Consider the following 18450-nt stretch of genomic DNA (forward strand, 5'->3'; position numbering starts at 1 on the left):
GAACTCGGACACGACCAACGTCCGCTCGGCGGATGTAAGCAACTCGATATCGCCAACCGGCACAGCCGGATCGGATACCGCCGCATCGAGGAGCCGCACGAAACGCGCGGCAAACTCGCTGACGGTCGCGGCATCGAACATGTCGGTCGCATATTCGATCGAACCGGCGATGCCGGAGTTGTCACCGGGATTCTCGGTGAGCGTGATGTGCAGATCGAACTTCGCAGTCAGGACCGGTGCGTCGATTCCCTCAACCGACAGTCCGGGCAGGTCGAACCGCACCGGACCGAGGTTCTGGAATGCCAGCCCAACTTGGAACAGGGGGTGGCGCGCCTGGGAGCGAACCGGATTGAGCACCTCCACCAGGCGCTCGAACGGTACGTCCGCATGTCCGAACGCCGCGAGGTCGGACTCACACACACGCTCGAGCAGCCCGGTGAACGATTCAGCGGGCTGAATCTCCGTACGCAGCACCAGGGTGTTGACGAACATGCCGATCAGATCGTCGAGGGCAGCCTCGCCGCGGCCCGCTACCGGCGTACCGATCGCAATGTCGTCGCCGTCCGAGAGCCGTGCCAACAGCACTGCGAGCGCGGCATGCACCACCATGAACCGGGTGGCGTTGTGGCGGCGTGCGAGTCCGTCGATCTGCTTGTGCAATTCGGCCGGGATCTCGAAGCCGACCTCGGCACCGGCCAAAGTCGCCACCGCCGGGCGCGGCCGATCCTTGGGCAGTCCGATTTCGTCGGGCAACCCGGCAAGGGTCTTCGTCCAGTAGTCGAGTTGGCGCGAGATCAACGATTCCGGATTGTCCTCGGAGCCGAGCAATTCCCGCTGCCACAGCGCAAAGTCGGCGTACTGCACCGGCAGCGTCGCCCATTCCGGTGGCTGCCATTCGGTCCGCACGGAGTAGGCGAGCATCACGTCGCGCGCGAGCGGGCCCATCGACCACCCGTCGGCGGAGATGTGATTAACGACCATCATCAGCACGTGCTCGGTGTCGTCGAGCTCGAAGAGCTCGGCATGCAGCGGAACCTCGCTGGTGACATCGAAGTTGGTCATGCTCGCCTCGCCGAGCAGGCGTGGCAGCTCCTCCGCCGTGACTACGATCGGAGTCAAGTCCGGAACCGCATGCGCCGCAGTGAGAATTACCTGCGTGGCGCCCGTCGGCGACGACGGGAAGACGGTCCGCAACGATTCGTGCCGCTCGATAACGTCGATGAGTGCGAGCTGCATCGCGGCGATGTCGAGTTCGCCGCGCAGCCGGATCGCGACGGCGATGTTGTCGGCCGACAGCGACCTGTCGAACTGGTTGAGGAACCACATGCGCTGCTGTGCAAGCGAAAGCGGCATCACTTCCGGACGCTCACCTGCCACAAGCGGCTGACGTCCGCCCCGGTCCGTGTCGAGTTCGGCGCGCGCGGCAAGCGCGGACACCATCGGCGCGTCGAAGACGAGCCGCACCGGAACAGTCACGTTCAGCGCGGCACCGAGGCGCGAGGCAACCTGGGTGGCGCTCAACGAGTTTCCGCCGAGTTCGAAGAAGTCGTCGTCTGCGCCAACTCGGTTGACACCGAGAACCTCGGTGAAGATGCCGGCGACGATCTCCTCGATCGGGGTGCTCGGTGCCCGGAACTCGCGCGTCTCGAACACGGGCGCCGGCAGCGCCTTGCGGTCCAGTTTGCCGACCGGCGTGAGCGGAACCGAATCGATGACGACCACCGATGCGGGCACCATATGGCTGGGCAACGACCGGGCGACGAAGAAGGTCACATCGTTCGTATCGACAGACCGGCCGCGCTGCGGGGTGACGTAGGTGACCAGCATGGTCGCACCGGATGCGGTCTGATGCGCCACGGTCGTGGCGAAGTCGACATCCGGATGTGCGGCGACCGCCGCGTCGATCTCTCCGAGTTCGATGCGGTAACCGCGCACCTTGACCTGGAAGTCGCTACGCCCGACGTACTCGAGTTCCAGTGTTGCCGTGCTCGGGTCGCCCAGCGAGGGCGCACTGTCGACGGCGTTCCAGCGCACGACGTCGCCGGTGCGGTACATCCGCGCACCCGGCGCTCCCCACGGACTCGGCACAAATCTGCCCGCGGTCTGTCCCGGTCGAGCGTGATAGCCGCGCGCGAGTGCGCCTCCCCAGAGGTACAGCTCGCCGGCGACCCCGACCGGCACCGGATGGAGCCGATCGTCGAGCACCAGCGCGGACGTGCCGGGGACCGGAGTTCCGATCGTCACCGCCGCACCGGCTTCGAGCTTCGCATACGACGAGATGATCGTGGTCTCGGTAGGACCGTATCCGTTGAAGAACCGACGCCCCGGGGCCCAGCGCGCCGCCACCTCCGGCGTGCACACATCTCCACCGGTCTGCACCATGACGAGCTCCGGCAACATCGCCGGATCCATCGTGCCCAGCACTGCCGGGGTGATCATCCCGTGCGTCACGCGCTCGGTGACCAGCAAATCGATCAACTCCGGTCCGCCGATCACCCCAGCAGGCACGATCACCAGAGTTGCCCCACGCGAGAACGTCGCCGTCCACTCCAACACCGACGGGTCGAAACTCGGCGAACACACATGCAGGAATCGCGAATCCGATTCCACCCCATACAAACCGGTCGCGTACTCCGTCAGCGCAGCCAAACCGCCATGCGTCACCGCGACACCCTTCGGGCGTCCCGTCGAGCCGGAGGTGTAGATCACGTACGCCGTGTTGCCGGGGCGAACCGGCGCCGCAGGGACCGGCCGCACCGGCGGGTACCCGGCCAACATCTCGTCGGTGCCGGGTGTATCGAGCACCAGCCACTCGACGTCACCGGGCAGACCATCGACCTGCGCGGTGGCAGTGATACCCAGCACCGCGCTGGAATCGGTCAGCATGTAGGCGACCCGGTCGGCCGGATAGTTCGGATCAACCGGGATGTGTGCGCCGCCGGCCTTTGCCACCGCCCACACTGCCGCGACCATCTCGTAGGAGCGCGGCAACGCCAACGCCACCAACGTCTCCGGGCCCACACCCCGGTCGATGAGCACCCCGGCCAAGCGCGAGGAATACTCGTCCAACTCCCGGTAGCTGATCGACCGTCCCGCGTAGCGAACTGCAGTCTTGTCCGGATCCAAGGCGACCGCCCGGGTCAACAGATCTGCAAACAGTTCACGCTCCACACCGGCATCGCCGTCCACCTGCGTGAGCAACGTGTATTCGACATTGGAGAGCACCGGCAGATCACCGATCGCGGTATCCGACTGCGCCACAATGGTGTTGAGCAACAGAATGAATCGGTCCGCAAATCCCCGGACGGTGGATTCGTCGAACAAGTCGCGCGCGTAGCTCAGCGACGCAGCCATGCCGCCGCCCTCGGATTCCCGCAGCGTCAGCTCCAGGTCGAAGCGCGCGAGTTCGGCAGCGAGGTCCACCTGGCTCAGACTCAAGCCCGGCAGCTCGGCATTGATCGGGGGCAGGTTCTCGAACGAGAGGGCCACCTGGAACAGCGGATGCCGGGAGGCCGACCGCTGCGGATGCAGCAGTTCCACCAGTCGTTCGAACGGTAGGTCAGCATTGGCAAATGCCCGGAGGTCGGTCTCCCGAACCTGCTGCAAGAACTGCAGGAACGTCATGCCGGGTTCCACTCGGCTACGAAGCACGAGCGTGTTGACGAACATGCCGATCAGATCATCGAGATCACGCTCGCCTCGGCCTGCGATCGGCGTTCCGATTGCGACGTCGTCGGTGGCCGAGATGCGCGCCAGCAACAACGCCAACGCGGCGTGCACCACCATGAACTCTGTCGCGCCGTTGTCCCGGGCAATCCCGGAAAGCGCCGAACGCAGATCGGATTCGATCGAGAAGTCGACGCGCCCACCGGCAAAGGACTGCACGTTCGGGCGAAGCCGATCCGTGGGCAAACCCAATTCGTCGGGGATACCGGCCAAAGTCGACCGCCAGTACTCGGCCTGTGCCGACAGGACACTGCTCGGATCGCTTTCCGAGCCAAGCACCTGGCGCTGCCACACGGCGAAATCGGCGTATTGCACCGGCAACGGCGTCCAGGCCGGGGCCGCTTGCGCCGAACGCGCGCTGTACGCCATCACCATGTCTCGCGCCAGCGGTCCCATGGACCAACCGTCCGCACTGATGTGGTGCGCCACTACCGCGAGGACATGTTCGGTCGCCGAGATGCGGAACAGCCCCGCGCGGAACGGTATCTGCTCTGCCACGTCGAACCCAGCCGAAACGAATTCCGCTAGGACACTGTGTGATCCGTCGAAAGCGACGGACACCGGCTCGAGCGCCGGCGCCGCTTCCTCGGCGGTCACGACCAACTGGTAGGGCACGCCATCGTGCTCGGGGTACCGCGTGCGCAGCGACTCGTGCCGCGCCAGGACGTCACCGAGCGCCGCACGCAGCGCCGCGACATCGAGTTCGCCGGCAAGCCGGATCACCACCGGCAGGTTGTACGCGGAGGACTCGGCGTCGTAGCGGTTCAGGAACCACATGCGCTGCTGCGCGTAGGACAGTGGTACCCGATCCGGACGCGTCACTGTCCGCAGGCCGAAGGACGAATCACCTTCGCGCGCAGCAGATTCCGCACGGGCAGCCAGTCCGGCGACCGTGGGCGACTCGAAGATCGCGCGCACGCCGATCCTCGTGCCGAACACCTCGTCCACGCGGGCGACCAACCTGGCTGCGACGAGCGAGTTACCGCCGAGGGAGAAGAAGTTGTCTTCGGCGCCGACGCGATCCTGCTCCAGTACATCGGCGAAGATGCCGGCGACAATCTCCTCGGCGGGGGTACGCGGTTCGAGATACTGTCCCGAATCGACGGCGAAGACCGGCTGCGGCAAAGCCTTCCGGTCCAGCTTCCCGCTGGGGTTGAGTGGGAACTCGGCGAGAACCACTATTGCCGCGGGAACCATGTAGACCGGCAGCACTCCCGAGGCTGCATCGATGAGTTGCTGAGGCTCCGGCGTCGCGCCCGGCGCAGGAACGACATAGCCGACGAGATGTTGCCCGGTCGCCGAATCGGCCACCAGTACGACGGCCTGACTCACCGAATCATTTTGCAGCAGAGCAGATTCGATCTCGCCGAGCTCGATGCGCTGACCGCGGAACTTGACCTGGAAATCGGACCGGCCGAGGTAGTCGAGCTCCGCGATCGCGTTGCCGTTCGCCGGCTCGTCGGCCGACGGGGGCAGCCAGCGCACCAGGTCACCGGTGCGGTACATCCGCTCACCGGGTGCGCCAAAGGGGTTGGCAGTGAACCGGTCCGAGCTCAGGTCGGGCCTGTTCAAGTAGCCGCGCGCGAGCTGGCGGCCGGCGAGATAAAGCTCGCCGGTGGCACCGATCGCAACCGGTCGCAGGCGCGAATCCAGAACGAACAGTTCGACATTCCACTCCGCGCCGCCCATCGGCACGGTGACGACGTCGAGTTCGGAGACGGTGTGATGGGTGACGCTGACCGCGGCCTCGGTGGGGCCGTACAGGTTGTGCAAATCGCCGTCGCACAGGATCCGGAAGGCGGTCGCCGTCTCCGGCGGCAGTGCCTCGCCGATCGCGAAAATATGTCGCAGCGTTGCGATTTGGGCCGCAGGGACGTGCGAGACGAAGACCGTCAGCATCGACGGGACGAAGTCGGTCACCGTCACGCAGTGCCGCTCGATCATGTCCGCCACATAACGGGGATCGCGATGCCCATCCGGATCGGCGACGATCAGCTTCGCGCCCACGATGAACGGCAGGAAGAAGCAGTACAGGGACACGTCGAACGTGGTGGCCGTCTTCTGCAGAAACACATCGTCTGCGTTCAGCCCGTAATGGTCTGCCATCCAGAGCATCTGGTTGACGATCGCGCGATGCGAGACCGCGACACCCTTCGGCTTGCCGGTCGAGCCGGAAGTGAAGATGACGTACGCGGTGTTGTCCGGACGCAACGGCGCAAGGCGCTCTGCCGCCGCGATCGGGTGGGTCGCAAAGCTGTCGAGATCGAGCCTGTCGATCTCGACCACCTGAACCGGGGCCGTGGTCGTGAATTCGTCACGAGTCGTGGTGAGCAGGCACACCGGCGATGCAGCGTCGAGGATGTAGCTCGTGCGATCCACCGGGTGGTCAGGGTCGATCGGCACATAGGCACCGCCCGCGGCCAGCACCGCGTGCATGCCGATGACGAGATCGAGCGACCGGCGCATACCGAGCGCGACCAGCGATTCCGGTCCGACGCCATCCGCGATCAGCCAGCGCGCGAGTCGATTGACACGAGCGTGGAACTCTGCGAAATCGAGTGCCTCGTCCTCGAACACGATCGCGGTGTTGTCCGGCGTCCGCGCGGCCTGCGCATCGAGCAGATCCCGCAGCGTCCCGTCCGGGACTTCGTGCACCGCGGTGGCGTTCCACTCCACCAAAGCGGTGTGGCGCTCGTCGGAGGTCAGCGCGTCGATCTGCCAAACCGGGGTATTCGGTTCGGCGGCGAGGAATCGTTCGAGGAAGCGCATGAACCGGTCGTGGTGGAGACGCGCCTCGTCGAGCGTGTACATGTTCGGGTTGGAGATGAAGTCGATCGTCTTCCGACCGCCCTCGCCCGATTCGTAGAACGTGAGGTTGAGGTCCTCGCATGTGCCCGTCGACAACACGTTGAGCTGGCCGTTCATCTCACCAAACTTCAGTTCGGTGTCGAACAGCATGATGTTCACCCACGGCCCGAAGAACGAGCGGGTGGTGTTGTCCGCCGGCGAATCGCGGCGAATGTCCTCGTGCCGATACCGCTGGTGGCGAAGCGCGCCGACGACCTCTACGCCAACGGCAGTGAGCAGGTCACCGACCGTGGTGTCGTCCGCGATTTGGACCCGCAACGGCACCACGTTGGACATCATTCCGGCCGAGCGCCGCGTCACGGCGGTGGTGCGGGCGGCGACCGGCAGGCTCAGGACGACGTCCGAGCTGTCGGTGAACTGCGCGAGGTAGGCCGCGAATGCGGCGAGCACGATTCCGGCGGGCGATGAGTCGTTCGCGGCGACTGCGGCATCGAGGAGGTCTGACTGAAGCTCGCTCAGCGCCGCGCTGGTGACATCCGCCTTGGGAGCGGGCGGCGCCGGACGTGCGGCGAGACTGGTGCCACTCTCGATACCGGCGATTCGGTTCGCCCAATACTCGCCGTCCTTGTCGAACCGCGTGCTGCCGCGGTACGTCTGTTCGGCTTCGTAGAGCGATCGGATGTCCTGGGCACGGTTGGGCGCGATCTCCTCGCCGGCGACGGCCGCGGTGTAGTGCTGCGCGATCCGCTGCATGTTCGTCAACGCGCCGAAACCGTCGAGCACTATGTGGTGCGCGCACGAGTACCAGTACCAGTGCCGGTCGCCCAGCTGAAGCGCCGCGGCCCGGCACAGCATGTCGTTCAGCAGGTCCACCGGAGCACTCATATCGGCCTGCATCCATGCGGCCGCGGCGGCCTGCGGATCGCTTTCCGAGCGGAGGTCGACGTAGGTCAGCGGAGCGGGCTGATCGAAGTCGACCCATTGAGCTGGAATGCCGTCACGCTCGACAAGCCGGATGAAGACCGAGCCGAATGCACGTCCCTCTTCGGCGCTCACCCGCTCGAGCAGCTCGATATCGAGATCGCCATGGAGTTCGACGAAGTTCGCAATGTTGATCGGTACCGACGGGATCAACTGTTGGGCGAACCAGAGCCCGAGCTGGGCTGGGGAGAGCGGAAAAACTTCGGGCTCGCCCTGCGCGTGATCTGCGACAGTCTCGTCACCGAATCCGTCGAAGCCCTTACGAACCAACCCGAAACTCCTCGCTGCGACTACCGCGGCCGACCGGCTGCGGAAACCCACGTGCCATCAGTCCCGCCGCTGGTCGGGGGACTGATGGCTGAAATTGTGTGAAATACCCATGTGTATATATGTCGAGAGTGGCCTGCGTTACACAATCGAGACACACTCGCGGCTCCGGGCGCCGAAGCCCGAATTCCGTGGATTCGACGAGCTCAGGGCGATGATCGGCGCACCGCTGCCGACCGGCATCACCTCTACCGAACTTACCGCCGCGTCCGGCGGCGCGGCCAACTTCTGGGAAGGCACTCGTCACGCCTCGGGAATCCGGTTGCGGCGGCTGTCGTAGAGGTGGGATTCGGCACCTGCGGCGCGTCCTACGGCAGCACCCACAACGATGACCGCGGCCTGCCGCATCCCGGCAGCTTCGACCCGCTCGGCGATATCCCCGAGGTGTCCGCGCAGCACCAGTTCACCGGGTTGGCTTGCCCGGTACACCACCACCACCGGGCAATCGATGCCGTACTCGGGAATGAGGTCCTCGACGAGCGCGCGAACATGGCGAATGGCCAGATGCAGCACCAACGTGGCCTTCGTCCGCGCGAAGTTGCCCAGCGCTTCGGTCTGGGGCATCGGCGTGGACCTGGCCTGGGCGCGGGTGAGCACCACGGACTGGACAACCTCGGGGACGGTCAGCTCGACCCCGAGCCGGGCGGCGGCCGCCGCATAGGCCGGCACACCCGGCGTGACATCCCAAGGCACGCCGTGCGCATCGAGCCTGCGGGTCTGTTCCGCGAGCGCGGAGTAGATAGACGGATCACCCGAGCACAACCGCGCCACGTCGTGGCCCTGCTCGTGTGCGGCAACCAGATGCCCGGTGATCCCGTCGAGGTCGAGATTCTGAGTATCGATGCAGGTGGCGCCCGGCGGGCAGTGATCGAGTACCGCCGCGTCGAGATAGGTACCCGCGTACAGGCACACCTGGCTGGTCTCGATGAGCCGGACGGCGCGCACGGTCAGCAGGTCTGCGGCACCGGGTCCGGCGCCGATGAAATGGACTGTCACCTATTCACCCGTCACGTCGAGGTTCGCGAGCACCTTCGTCACGCGCACCCGCACGACGAACTCACCGGGGACGCCGTTGCGACGGCCGAACTCCTCGGCGCGATCGGCGCCCATATAGCGACGGCCGATGTCGGTCGCGGTGCGCAGCAGTTCGTCGGGGTCCTTGGACACCTCAGCGACACCTTGCACTTGGACGAAGGCGTACGGCGGCTCGTCGAGGTCGACGCAGATCGCGACCCGCGGATCTCGGAGCAGCGCCCGACCCTTCGCGGTTCGGCTGTTGGTGTTGAAGACCAGGTCGTCGCCTTCGAGCACGAACCACACCGGGGCGACGAGCGGGCGCCCGTCGGCGGCGGTGAAAGCCAGCTTGGCGGTGCGAGTGCCGTGAGTAAGGAACTCACGGACACGGACATCGGTCAGGCTGGACACTTGAATCAGCCTACTTGTCGTATAGCAGGAGTTCGCTACAGCGTGCCACCGATCGAGTTGATGTTCGGACTGGGCGGCCCGTTCCGGTTCGCTAGACACTGCACACCTCACTGACGGAGACGCCTGCGCATGGCTGCGGGTGATCCACTAGGGTCTTCCGTCCACACAATCGGTGACTTCGTCCCCGGAACACCGGGTATGCCCGATCCGATCAACATGGTGGATATCACAGACAAGATAGGAGGTTTCCGTCATAACGACGTATCGTGGCCGTTTCGATGACGACCGCGACGCGCATACAACCCAGAAACTGATCTGCTCGCCTGGTGGTCACGGCGTGCACGCAGAGGATTTGCAGCCTGTTTAGACCCGTAGTTGCCGAGCGCTACCGCCGCGAACCTTCGTGGTTCGACGAAGTCGGCTGTGTTCATCAGGTCCGCCCGGGGTATGGACCCTGACCCAACCCACCCTCCCGACTGGACAGTGAGAGTGGAAGCCGCCGTCCGTTCCTTCGATACGCGCGACCAGCACGGTTTTCTGTCGCCGTACCGAAACCCGCGAGAATCGCAGCCACCCATCCGAATCGCGAACTCGTCGTGGCTATATCGACACTGCCAACGACGCCGCCAATGGCGTTAGGTGACTGCAGCTTTCGACACCCCAGCATGCTCGCGACCGGCGGTGACGCGGATGGCGGACGCGAGGTCCCGCGGGACGTCCCTCCACCACGAAATACCTGATCGCCCTGAACCCAACAGGAAACACCCACCAAGAAGAAGGAGACAACCCACCATGAAGAAATCTCTCACTACACTCGCCCTTATCGGCACCGCAGCAGCCACCCTGCTGGGTACCGGCACCGCCACCGCAGCCTCCCCGGCCGAGAACAAGGCCTCGCTCGACAACTTCAACACCATCACCGGAGCGGCCACGATCGGCGGCACCCTCGCCGGCACCGGCGTCGGCCTTGTCGCCGGGTGCATCATCGGCGGCGTTGCTGGCTCCGTGCCGGGCTGTGTCGCCGGCGCCGCCACCGGCGCGGCACTGGGCGGTGCGATCGGCACCGTGGCCGTCGGCGGTCCCGCGGCGCTGGCCACCCTCGTAGACGTCACTCAGACCCATATCGCACCGCCGGAGACCACGCACTGGGCCCAATAACCGAACACGGCCCCACAGAAATGTTCCAGAGATTTTCGCCATTCAATCTCTGGAACGTTTTCTCCGTTTCCTGACGGCAGACCGAATACGTTACGGCACAGCACTTCCCGGTGATCATATCCGGTAATCAGCTGATAGGTCAGGCCTTGTATTGATTCAAACGCTCGACATACTTCGCGATCACATCCACCTCCAGGTTCACCGGCGTACCGACCGGCGAACGGCCGAGCGTTGTGAGGTCGAGCGTGGTCGGAATGAGCGAAACCTCGAACCAGTCACCGTTCTCGGTGCCGTCGGTGCCGAGCCCGGACACGGTCAGCGAGATCCCGTCAACCGTGATCGACCCCTTCTCCACCACGTATCGAGCGATCTCCGCCGGCAGCGCGACCCGCACCACCTCCCAGTGCTCGGATGGTGACCGCGAAACGATGTGACCGGTCGCATCGACGTGGCCCTGCACCAAGTGGCCACCGAGGCGGCTGTTCACGGCCGCGGCGCGCTCGAGGTTGACCCGACTGCCCACTTCGAGTGCACCGAGGCTGGACCGCTTCAGCGTCTCCGCCATCACGTCGGCGGTGAATGATCCACCCGCGAGCACGTCGACGACGGTCAGACAAACGCCGTTGACCGCGATCGAATCACCATGTCCCGCATCGGAAGTCACCAATTCTCCGCGCAGGGTGAAGCGTGCCGCGTCACCGAGATCTTCTTTGGCGACAACTTCACCCAGCTCTTCGACGATGCCCGTGAACACTGTGTCGTTACTCCTTGTCGGTCAGGGTCTCGGTGGTGCCGGTGCCGCCCGGCACCAGGCTGAGCAGAATGTCGGGTCCGATCGTCTCGAGGCTCTCGCGGTCGAAACGCACAGCCTGCTCGATATTGCCGACCCCGGCATCGTGCAACGCGGCCGCCCCCTGCCCGAGCAGGATCGGCGCGATGTAGGCCTGGATCCGGTCGACGCGGCGGGCAGCCAGGAAAGCACCGGCCAGCGTCGGCCCGCCCTCGAGCAAAATGTCGACGTGATCGGAGAGCGCAGCTATCACTTCGTCGGGGTTGCGGGTGCGCAGCCGCAACGTCGGCGCGGCATCGTCGAGGACGCGGGCTGTGGCAGGAATCTCACCAACACCGACGACCACCCGCAGCGGTTGGTGCGCGGCGAGTGAACCGTCCGGCAGTCGCGCGGTCAGCCATGGATCGTCGGCAAGTACCGTGCCGGTCCCGACGATGATCGCGTCGAGCTTCGCTCGCTCCGCGTGCACTCGCGCACGGGCCAGCGGCCCGGTGATCCATTGACTGGTGCCATCGGCTGCCGCGCTGCGGCCGTCCAGGCTGGAGGCCAGCTTCCAGGTGACATGCGGCCGACCGTGCTTCTGGCGGTGCAGCCACGCGCGCAGCGGGCCGCCGGCCACCTCCTCGGCAAGCAGTCCCCGGTGTACCTCGATCCCGGCCGCTGCGAGGGTCTCGGCACCGCCGCGGGCCAGCGGATTCGGGTCGCCGACGGCGAAGTAGACCGCCGCGACACCGGCCTCGATCAGCGCCTGAGAACACGGCGGCGTTCGGCCGGTGTGGTTGCAGGGCTCGAGCGTGACGACTGCGGTACCGCCCCGGGCCCGCTCCCCTGCCGCGGAGATCGCCGAAACCTCGGCATGCGCTCCGCCCGGGGGCAGCGTCGCGCCGACACCGACCGGGTTGCCTTCCGTGTCGAGAATGACCGCTCCGACGGGCGGATTGGGGCTGGTGGTGCCGCGGACCGATTCGGATGCTTCGATCGCCGAGCGCATCGCCGCGTGCAACGCGGTTTCCGGGATCGCCACACCCGGAGTCTAACCGCCCTGGAAGTGGGAAAATCCGGGCGTGGCCGGTGAGCGGGATCTGAGAAAACTGCTGGCGGAGTCCAACCCACGATTGCTCGAGGGGGAGTTCGTTTTTGTGTCCGTGCCGCCCGAGCAGGGCGACGCCATCCCCGCGCGTGCACGAATCGACGAAGACGAGGGCTCGACGCTGGTGCTGCACCGCGCGGTCGCGGACGCGCATTCCTTCGAATACGAGTTCGTCGCGCGGTGGATCACGCTCACCGTGCATTCGGCGCTCGACGCGATCGGGCTGACCGCCACATTCAGTTCCGCGTTGGCCGATGCCGGAATCAGCTGCAACGTGCTCGCCGGCTATCACCACGACCACATCCTGGTCGACGCCGACCGGGCGGAGGCGGCGATGGCCATCTTGGAACGGATGGGCCGACGTTCGCCCCGCGCCCGCTAACTGCCCTGCCTGCCACCTTCCGGCGGAGGCCCATAAGGCGGTCCCTGCTGACCGGGTGGTGGTCCATAACCCGACTGCGGCGGGCGAATAGGCTCTGCGCCCGGCGGTCGTCCGTAATCCTGCGCACCCGGCGGCGGGCGAATGGGCTCTGCGCCCGGCGGTCGTCCGTAGCCATACGGGCCGGGCGGGCCGTACCCGGGCGGGCCCGCATTCGGATCGTGCGGCGGCTTGTTCTTTCCGCGCCGCAGGACCAGCAGGAGCGCAACCACCACGATCACCGCAAACACAACGACGGCAACAGCCAGCAGCACCCAGAGCAGCCAATTACCCGACGATCCCTCGTCCTCGGCGCTTGCCGAGGCCGCTACCTCGACCACTCCTTGGTCGTTCGGCGTGAACGTGACCGTGCGGTTGTCGTTGCTCAACTCACCGTTCGTATCGGTCACCTCGCCCGGGAAGGTGAACGTGAGCCGGATGTCCGCGCTGTCGAGAAGCTCGGTCATATTGAAGTTGTCGTCACCCTCGGACGGTGCGGTGTCTGCCAGATCCAGCGTGCCGTTCATGGCGTAGGTATCGCCCGTGCGGGTGATCGAAAGGTCGCCATCGGTGCCGCCGCTGAATTCGTCGAGCGGGACATTCTCGAAGGTGCACTTGATGCCGCTGTAGCCGCCCTGCGCATAGGGTTCGGACTCTGCGCCCGGCAGGTCACAGCCTTCGCTGACCATCTCGTCCTGGAGGGATCCCGATCCCTGTTCCTCGGGTGGGACGGCATCCATCATCTCGTCCTGCAGACCGAAAACGATCGTGCCGGAGACGGTGTCGTCGCTCTTCACTTCGGCGTCGATCAAGATTCGCACGCAGCCGGAGAGGACAAAGACCAAGGGCAATAGTAGAAGTGGCAGGACCCAGCGCTGCCAGGCACGCGTCATCGGACAATGATGGCAGGGATTCGCCCGATTTGCGCGCTCATTGTTAGCCGAGCGACAGATGCGGCGAAGCAGTTGCGGCCTTGCGGCGCAACGCCTCCACGGCCGCGGCGGGGTTCGCCGCGCCGTACACCGCGGAGCCGGCGACAAAGCAGTCCACCCCGGCCTCGGCAGCTGCCTCGACGGTGTCGTCGTTGATGCCGCCGTCGATCTCGACGAGCAGGCGCAGCTCGCCCGAATCGACCAAGCGGCGCACCGCCTTCGCCTTCTCGAGCACGCTGGCGATGAACGATTGGCCACCGAAACCGGGCTCAACACTCATGACGAGAAGCGTGTCGAACTCGCGCAAGATCTCGAGGTACGGCTCGATCGGGGTGTTCGGCTTGATGCTCAGGCCCGCCTTCGCGCCCGCGGCGCGAATGTCCCGGCCCACCGCGACCGGGTCGTCGGTCGCCTCGGCGTGGAAGGTGACGTTGTAGGCCCCGGCCTCTGCGTACGGCGGCGCCCAACGCGCCGGATCCTCGATCATCAGGTGGCAGTCGATGGGAATATCGGTCGCCTTCAGCAGGCTCTCCACCACTGGCAAACCGAGAGTCAGGTTGGGCACGAAATGTGCGTCCATGACGTCCACGTGCAGCCAGTCCGCTCCCTCGACCGCGCGGGCCTCATCGGCGAGGCGGGAGAAATCGGCGGACAGGATGGACGGTGCAATCAGTGGCTTGGACACACGCGAAATAATAGGCGCTCAGCGCGACCGCTCACGGCATGCCTCCTCGAGCAGCTCGGTCAGCTGATCACGGTCCACCTTGTCGAGATCCACCAGAATGGCGCCGTAGCCGTCGTAGTGCGGGGTCGTGAAGAAGGCGGGATTACCGGCGGCGAGCATCGCCTCCTTCTCGCTCAGGCTGCATTTGACCATCAGCCCGCCCTCCGCGTCGGTACGCAGCCGCGCCACGCCCTTGCCCCGGACCTTGAGCGCGGGCGTGCGGTACCACGTCGACTCCTCGACGCCGGGCCAGCTGGACGCGAGGTCGACGACTTCTTCCCAGGTGATCGCCATGTACCCAATTCTGCGCCGCGTCCGGGTGCTGGCCTTGCACAAATGGGAACCGCTCTCGCCGTGATCACGAGCAGATGGCCCGGAATGCGGCCATCTGTTCGGTGTCGCGAGACCGAACAAATGGCCCCTGAAATGCCGCCGCAGGCGGCCATTTGCTCGTGATCACTGCGGAACGGGAGCGCAACAAAATGATCCCGGGGGCGAAACTTCGCACCCGGGAACACTTTTCGTACAGATACGGACCGAGGTCAGCGGCGCAGGCGGCGCAACACCACGAAGAGCACCGCCCCCGCAACCAGTGCGGCGATGACCGGACCCAGCCGCTTGGCGACCGAGCCGCCCGCGTACTGCATGAGGTCGAGCGCTTCGGCTTCCTGCTGCGGCTGCTGCGCTTGGGACGGCGCGGACGCCGCGCCGGGTGCCTCGGTCTCGGCTTGTGGCGCCGAACCGGTCACCGCGTCAGTCTGGTCCGCGGCAGGCTCCGGGTCCGCCGCCGGTGCCGACAGTTTGTTCGACAGGCAATCGGCGAACTGCTCGATGATCTTGCCTCCGACATCGGAGAGCATGCCGCGGCCGAACTGCGCCGGCTTACCGGTGACCGCCAGATCGGTGACGACCTTGCCGATCGTCTTGTCCCCGTCCTCGGTGAGCGTGATCGCGATACCGACCTTCGCGGTGCCGTTGCCACGCGAGTCCTTGGCGTTCGCCTCGAGCCCGACCTTGCGTGCAGCCTCGTCCTTCTCGACAAACGTGCCGACGCCCTTGTACAGCAGCGCAACCGGGCCTATCTTCACCTTGATCTGCCCGTCGAAGGTCTCCCCGTCGACATTGCCGAGGGTCGCACCGGGCATGCACGCAACGACCTGCGCCGGGTCGATCAGCGCCGCCCATACGTCGGTAATCGGTGCATCGATCGACAGCGTGTGTTCCAGTTCCATCTCAAACCCCCGCAGCAGTGACGACAGCGCGGCGCGTAAGCACCTTGGCCAAATGCGTACGGTACTCCGCATCGGCGTTCTCGTCGCTGATCGGATTCGTGCCCTCTGCGGCGTGGTCGGCCGCCGCCCGAATCACGTCGATATTGGCCGATTGGCCGACCAACGCCTCCTCAACGCCTCGGGCCCGCACCGGTACCGCAGCCATGTTGGTGAGCGCGACCGCCGCCTTGCGGATGACACCGCCATCCACATCGAGGGTCGCCGCTACGCCGACCATCGACCAACTCTGCGACACCCGGTGGAACTTCTCGTAGTGCGCCGCCCAACCGGTGTGCTTCGGAACCCGGATGTAGACCAGGATCTCGTCGGGTTCCAGTGCGGTGGTGAACAAGTCGGTGAAGAAATCGGCCGCAGCGAGGGTGCGCTGCCCGCCCGGACCCACAATCGTGAGCGAGGCGTCCAGTGCTACCGAGGCAGCGCTGAGATCACCGGCGGGATCGGCGTGCGCAAGCGCACCGCCGAGCGTTCCGCGATGCCGAATCTGCGGGTCTGCAACCGTTTTCGCGCACTCGGACAGCAATGCGGCATGCTCGGCGAGCAGCTGGTTTCGCTCGACCTCGTGATGCGTCGTCATCGCACCGATCACCACAGAGTCGCCGTCCTCGTGGATGCCGCGCAATTCCTCGATCCGGCCGAGGTCCACGACCGTCGTGGGCGCGGCCATGCGCAGCCGGAGCACCGGCATCAGGCTCTGGCCGCCCGCGATGATCTTGGCGTCCTCCCCCGCACTGGACAACGCCGACACCGCCTCGTCCAGGGTGGTCGGTGCGACGTATTCGAAGCTGGCCGGAATCATTGCGCGCCCCCGCTCGTCGAGTTGATCGCTTTCCATACCCGCATGGGACTGCATGGCATCTCGATGTCCTTGACGCCGAGGTGGCGCACCGCGTCGATGACCGAGTTCACCACCGCCGGGGTGGACGCGATCGTGCCTGCCTCACCAACTCCCTTGACACCCAACGGGTTTCCAGTCGCCGGGGTTTCGGTGCGGTCGGTGACGAAGGTCGGTAGGTCGGGCGAACCTGGCACGAGGTACTCGGCGAACGACCCGGACAGCAGCGTGCCCGTCTCGTCGTACACCGCGTCTTCGTAGAGCGCCTGCGCGATACCTTGGGCCAAGCCCCCGTGTACCTGGCCTTCGACGATGAGCGGGTTGACCACATGCCCGACGTCGTCGACGCACACGTACTTGCGGATCTTCACGAACCCGGTCTCGGTGTCGACCTCGACCGCGCACAGGTGGGTGCCGTGCGGGAACGAGAAGTTGTCCGGGTCGTACGTGGCTTCCGAATCCAGGTTCGGCTCCACCCCTTCGGGCAGGTCGTGTGCCGCGAACACGGCGAGCGCCACATCCGCGATCCCGACAGCCTTCTCGGTACCAGCGACCCGGAACTGTCCGCCGGTGAACTCGAGATCATCGGGCGACGCCTCGAGCATGTGCGCTGCGATCGGGCGGGCCTTGCCGACCACCTTCTCGGCGGCCTTCACCACCGCGATCGCGCCGACCGCCAACGAGCGTGACCCGTACGTGTCCAGGCCTCGAGGCGAGGTCTGGGTGTCACCGTGCAGCACCTCGATGTCCTCGAACGGGATACCGAGCTGATCAGCGACGATCTGACTCCACGCGGTCTCGTGCCCCTGCCCGTGCGCCGACGACCCGGTGACAACCTCGACCTTGCCGGTGGGAAGCATCCGGATCGCGGCGTGCTCCCAGCCGCCAGCTCCGTAGGAGAGCGAGCCGAGCACGCGGGACGGCGCCAGACCGCACATCTCGGTGAACGTCGAGACGCCGAGGCCGAGTTGCACGGTGTCACCGCGCTCGCGGCGCTCTGCTTGTTCGCGACGCAGGCCGTCGTAGTCGAACAGCTCCTTGGCCTTGGCGGTCGCCGCCTCGTAATTACCCGAGTCGTAGGTGAGCCCGCAGATCGTGTCGAACGGGAACTCCTCGTGCTTGATCCAGTTCTTTTCGCGTATCTCGAGCGGATCCATCGACAGCTCGACAGCGAGTTCGTCCATCATTCGCTCGATGGCGAACGTGGCCTCCGGCCGGCCGGCGCCTCGATAGGCATCGGTGGGCACCTGATTGGTGAACACGTTGGTGCACGTGAAGTGATAGGCCGGGAACTTGTAGATCCCGTTGAACATGAACGCGCCGAGGATCGGCACACCCGAGGTGACAAGCCGGAGGTAAGCGCCCATTCCGGCGGTCAGTTCCACCTTCATCCCGGTGACCGTGCCGTCCCGCTTGGCCGACAGGGTGAGCTTCTGGATCTGATCGCGCCCGTGATGCGCGGCGAGCATCGTCTCGCTGCGAGTTTCGGTGTACTTCACCGGCTTTCCGAGCCGGCGCGCGACAACAAGCGTGAGCAGTTCCTCGGGAGTGACCTGCAACTTGCCACCGAACCCGCCGCCGACATCGGGGGCGATGACACGCACCTTGTGCTCGGGGATGCCAAGGGTCATCGCGAGCATGAGCCGGAGAATGTGCGGGATCTGCGTGGCCGACCACACCGTGATCTGCGCGCCGGTCGGATCGACGAGGACCGAACGCGGTTCCATGAACGCCGGGATCAGCCGCTGCTGGCGGAAGGTTCGTTCGATGAGTACCTCGGCGTCCCGGATGGCGTCTTCCACATTGCCGCCGGTGCCCGCCTCGCCGGAGTCGAACGTCCACACGGCGCTGATGTTCGTGCCGAGGTCCGGGTGCACCAGCTCGGAGCCGTCCTGGGCCGCAGCGGCGAGATCCAGCACCACCGGCAGGTCTTCGTAGTCGATATCG

The 18450-nt window shown here is 65.8% G+C and carries 13 protein-coding genes; 2 read left to right on the top strand and 11 right to left on the bottom strand.

What is annotated here, in order from left to right:
* From A8G08_RS05830 to A8G08_RS05845, 3 genes are all read right to left on the bottom strand, one after another.
* Positions 1 to 7785, bottom strand: a 7785-nt coding sequence (locus A8G08_RS05830) for an amino acid adenylation domain-containing protein (RefSeq protein WP_169823268.1), incomplete at its 3' end; no start/stop codon positions are given.
* 300 nt (positions 7786 to 8085) lie between these two features.
* Positions 8086 to 8838: a precorrin-4 C(11)-methyltransferase gene (cobM, locus tag A8G08_RS05840; RefSeq protein WP_068271412.1), complete on the bottom strand. Its 753-nt coding sequence runs from the start codon at positions 8836 to 8838 to the stop codon at positions 8086 to 8088.
* Positions 8839 to 9267 carry a PPOX class F420-dependent oxidoreductase gene (locus A8G08_RS05845; protein WP_068271414.1) on the bottom strand — a complete coding sequence of 143 codons (429 nt, stop codon included), beginning with the start codon at positions 9265 to 9267 and terminating at the stop codon, positions 8839 to 8841.
* 792 nt (positions 9268 to 10059) lie between these two features.
* Between A8G08_RS05845 and A8G08_RS05850 the strand changes: the two genes are divergently transcribed.
* The gene (locus tag A8G08_RS05850) at positions 10060 to 10425 is read left to right on the top strand and encodes a hypothetical protein (protein WP_068271418.1); all 366 of its coding nucleotides are present in this window, start codon (positions 10060 to 10062) and stop codon (positions 10423 to 10425) included.
* Positions 10426 to 10564: 139 nt separating this feature from the next.
* Here A8G08_RS05850 and A8G08_RS05855 read toward each other — a convergent pair whose 3' ends face one another.
* A complete protein-coding gene (locus A8G08_RS05855) occupies positions 10565 to 11179 on the bottom strand; it encodes a riboflavin synthase (RefSeq protein ID WP_068271420.1) in 615 nt (204 codons plus the stop codon).
* Positions 11180 to 11186: 7 nt separating this feature from the next.
* Positions 11187 to 12206 carry a bifunctional diaminohydroxyphosphoribosylaminopyrimidine deaminase/5-amino-6-(5-phosphoribosylamino)uracil reductase RibD gene (gene ribD / locus A8G08_RS05860; protein ID WP_068271438.1) on the bottom strand — a complete coding sequence of 340 codons (1020 nt, stop codon included), beginning with the start codon at positions 12204 to 12206 and terminating at the stop codon, positions 11187 to 11189.
* Positions 12207 to 12279: 73 nt separating this feature from the next.
* Between ribD and A8G08_RS05865 the strand changes: the two genes are divergently transcribed.
* The gene (locus tag A8G08_RS05865) at positions 12280 to 12687 is read left to right on the top strand and encodes an ACT domain-containing protein (RefSeq protein WP_068271425.1); all 408 of its coding nucleotides are present in this window, start codon (positions 12280 to 12282) and stop codon (positions 12685 to 12687) included.
* On the opposite strand, the gene A8G08_RS27925 is transcribed toward A8G08_RS05865, so the two are convergent.
* The 6 genes from A8G08_RS27925 to A8G08_RS05895 form a co-directional block, all read right to left on the bottom strand.
* Complete coding sequence (locus A8G08_RS27925; protein ID WP_187344435.1) at positions 12684 to 13616, bottom strand: LppM family (lipo)protein; 933 nt, start codon at positions 13614 to 13616, stop codon at positions 12684 to 12686. The genes A8G08_RS05865 and A8G08_RS27925 overlap by 4 nt on opposite strands.
* 43 nt (positions 13617 to 13659) lie before the next feature.
* On the bottom strand, positions 13660 to 14340 hold the full coding sequence (gene rpe / locus A8G08_RS05875) for a ribulose-phosphate 3-epimerase (RefSeq protein ID WP_068271430.1): 681 nt from the start codon (positions 14338 to 14340) through the stop codon (positions 13660 to 13662).
* Positions 14341 to 14358: 18 nt separating this feature from the next.
* On the bottom strand, positions 14359 to 14673 hold the full coding sequence (locus A8G08_RS05880) for an MmcQ/YjbR family DNA-binding protein (RefSeq protein ID WP_068271433.1): 315 nt from the start codon (positions 14671 to 14673) through the stop codon (positions 14359 to 14361).
* Between the two features lie 248 nt (positions 14674 to 14921).
* On the bottom strand, positions 14922 to 15611 hold the full coding sequence (locus tag A8G08_RS05885) for an SRPBCC family protein (RefSeq protein ID WP_068271435.1): 690 nt from the start codon (positions 15609 to 15611) through the stop codon (positions 14922 to 14924).
* Position 15612: 1 nt separating this feature from the next.
* Positions 15613 to 16467 carry an FAD binding domain-containing protein gene (locus A8G08_RS05890; RefSeq protein ID WP_068271441.1) on the bottom strand — a complete coding sequence of 285 codons (855 nt, stop codon included), beginning with the start codon at positions 16465 to 16467 and terminating at the stop codon, positions 15613 to 15615.
* Positions 16464 to 18450: xanthine dehydrogenase family protein molybdopterin-binding subunit (locus A8G08_RS05895; protein WP_068271437.1), on the bottom strand; the 1987-nt coding region annotated here is incomplete at its 5' end. The genes A8G08_RS05895 and A8G08_RS05890, both read right to left, overlap by 4 nt.

The organism is Aldersonia kunmingensis (assembly GCF_001646865.1).
Classification (GTDB): domain Bacteria; phylum Actinomycetota; class Actinomycetes; order Mycobacteriales; family Mycobacteriaceae; genus Aldersonia; species Aldersonia kunmingensis.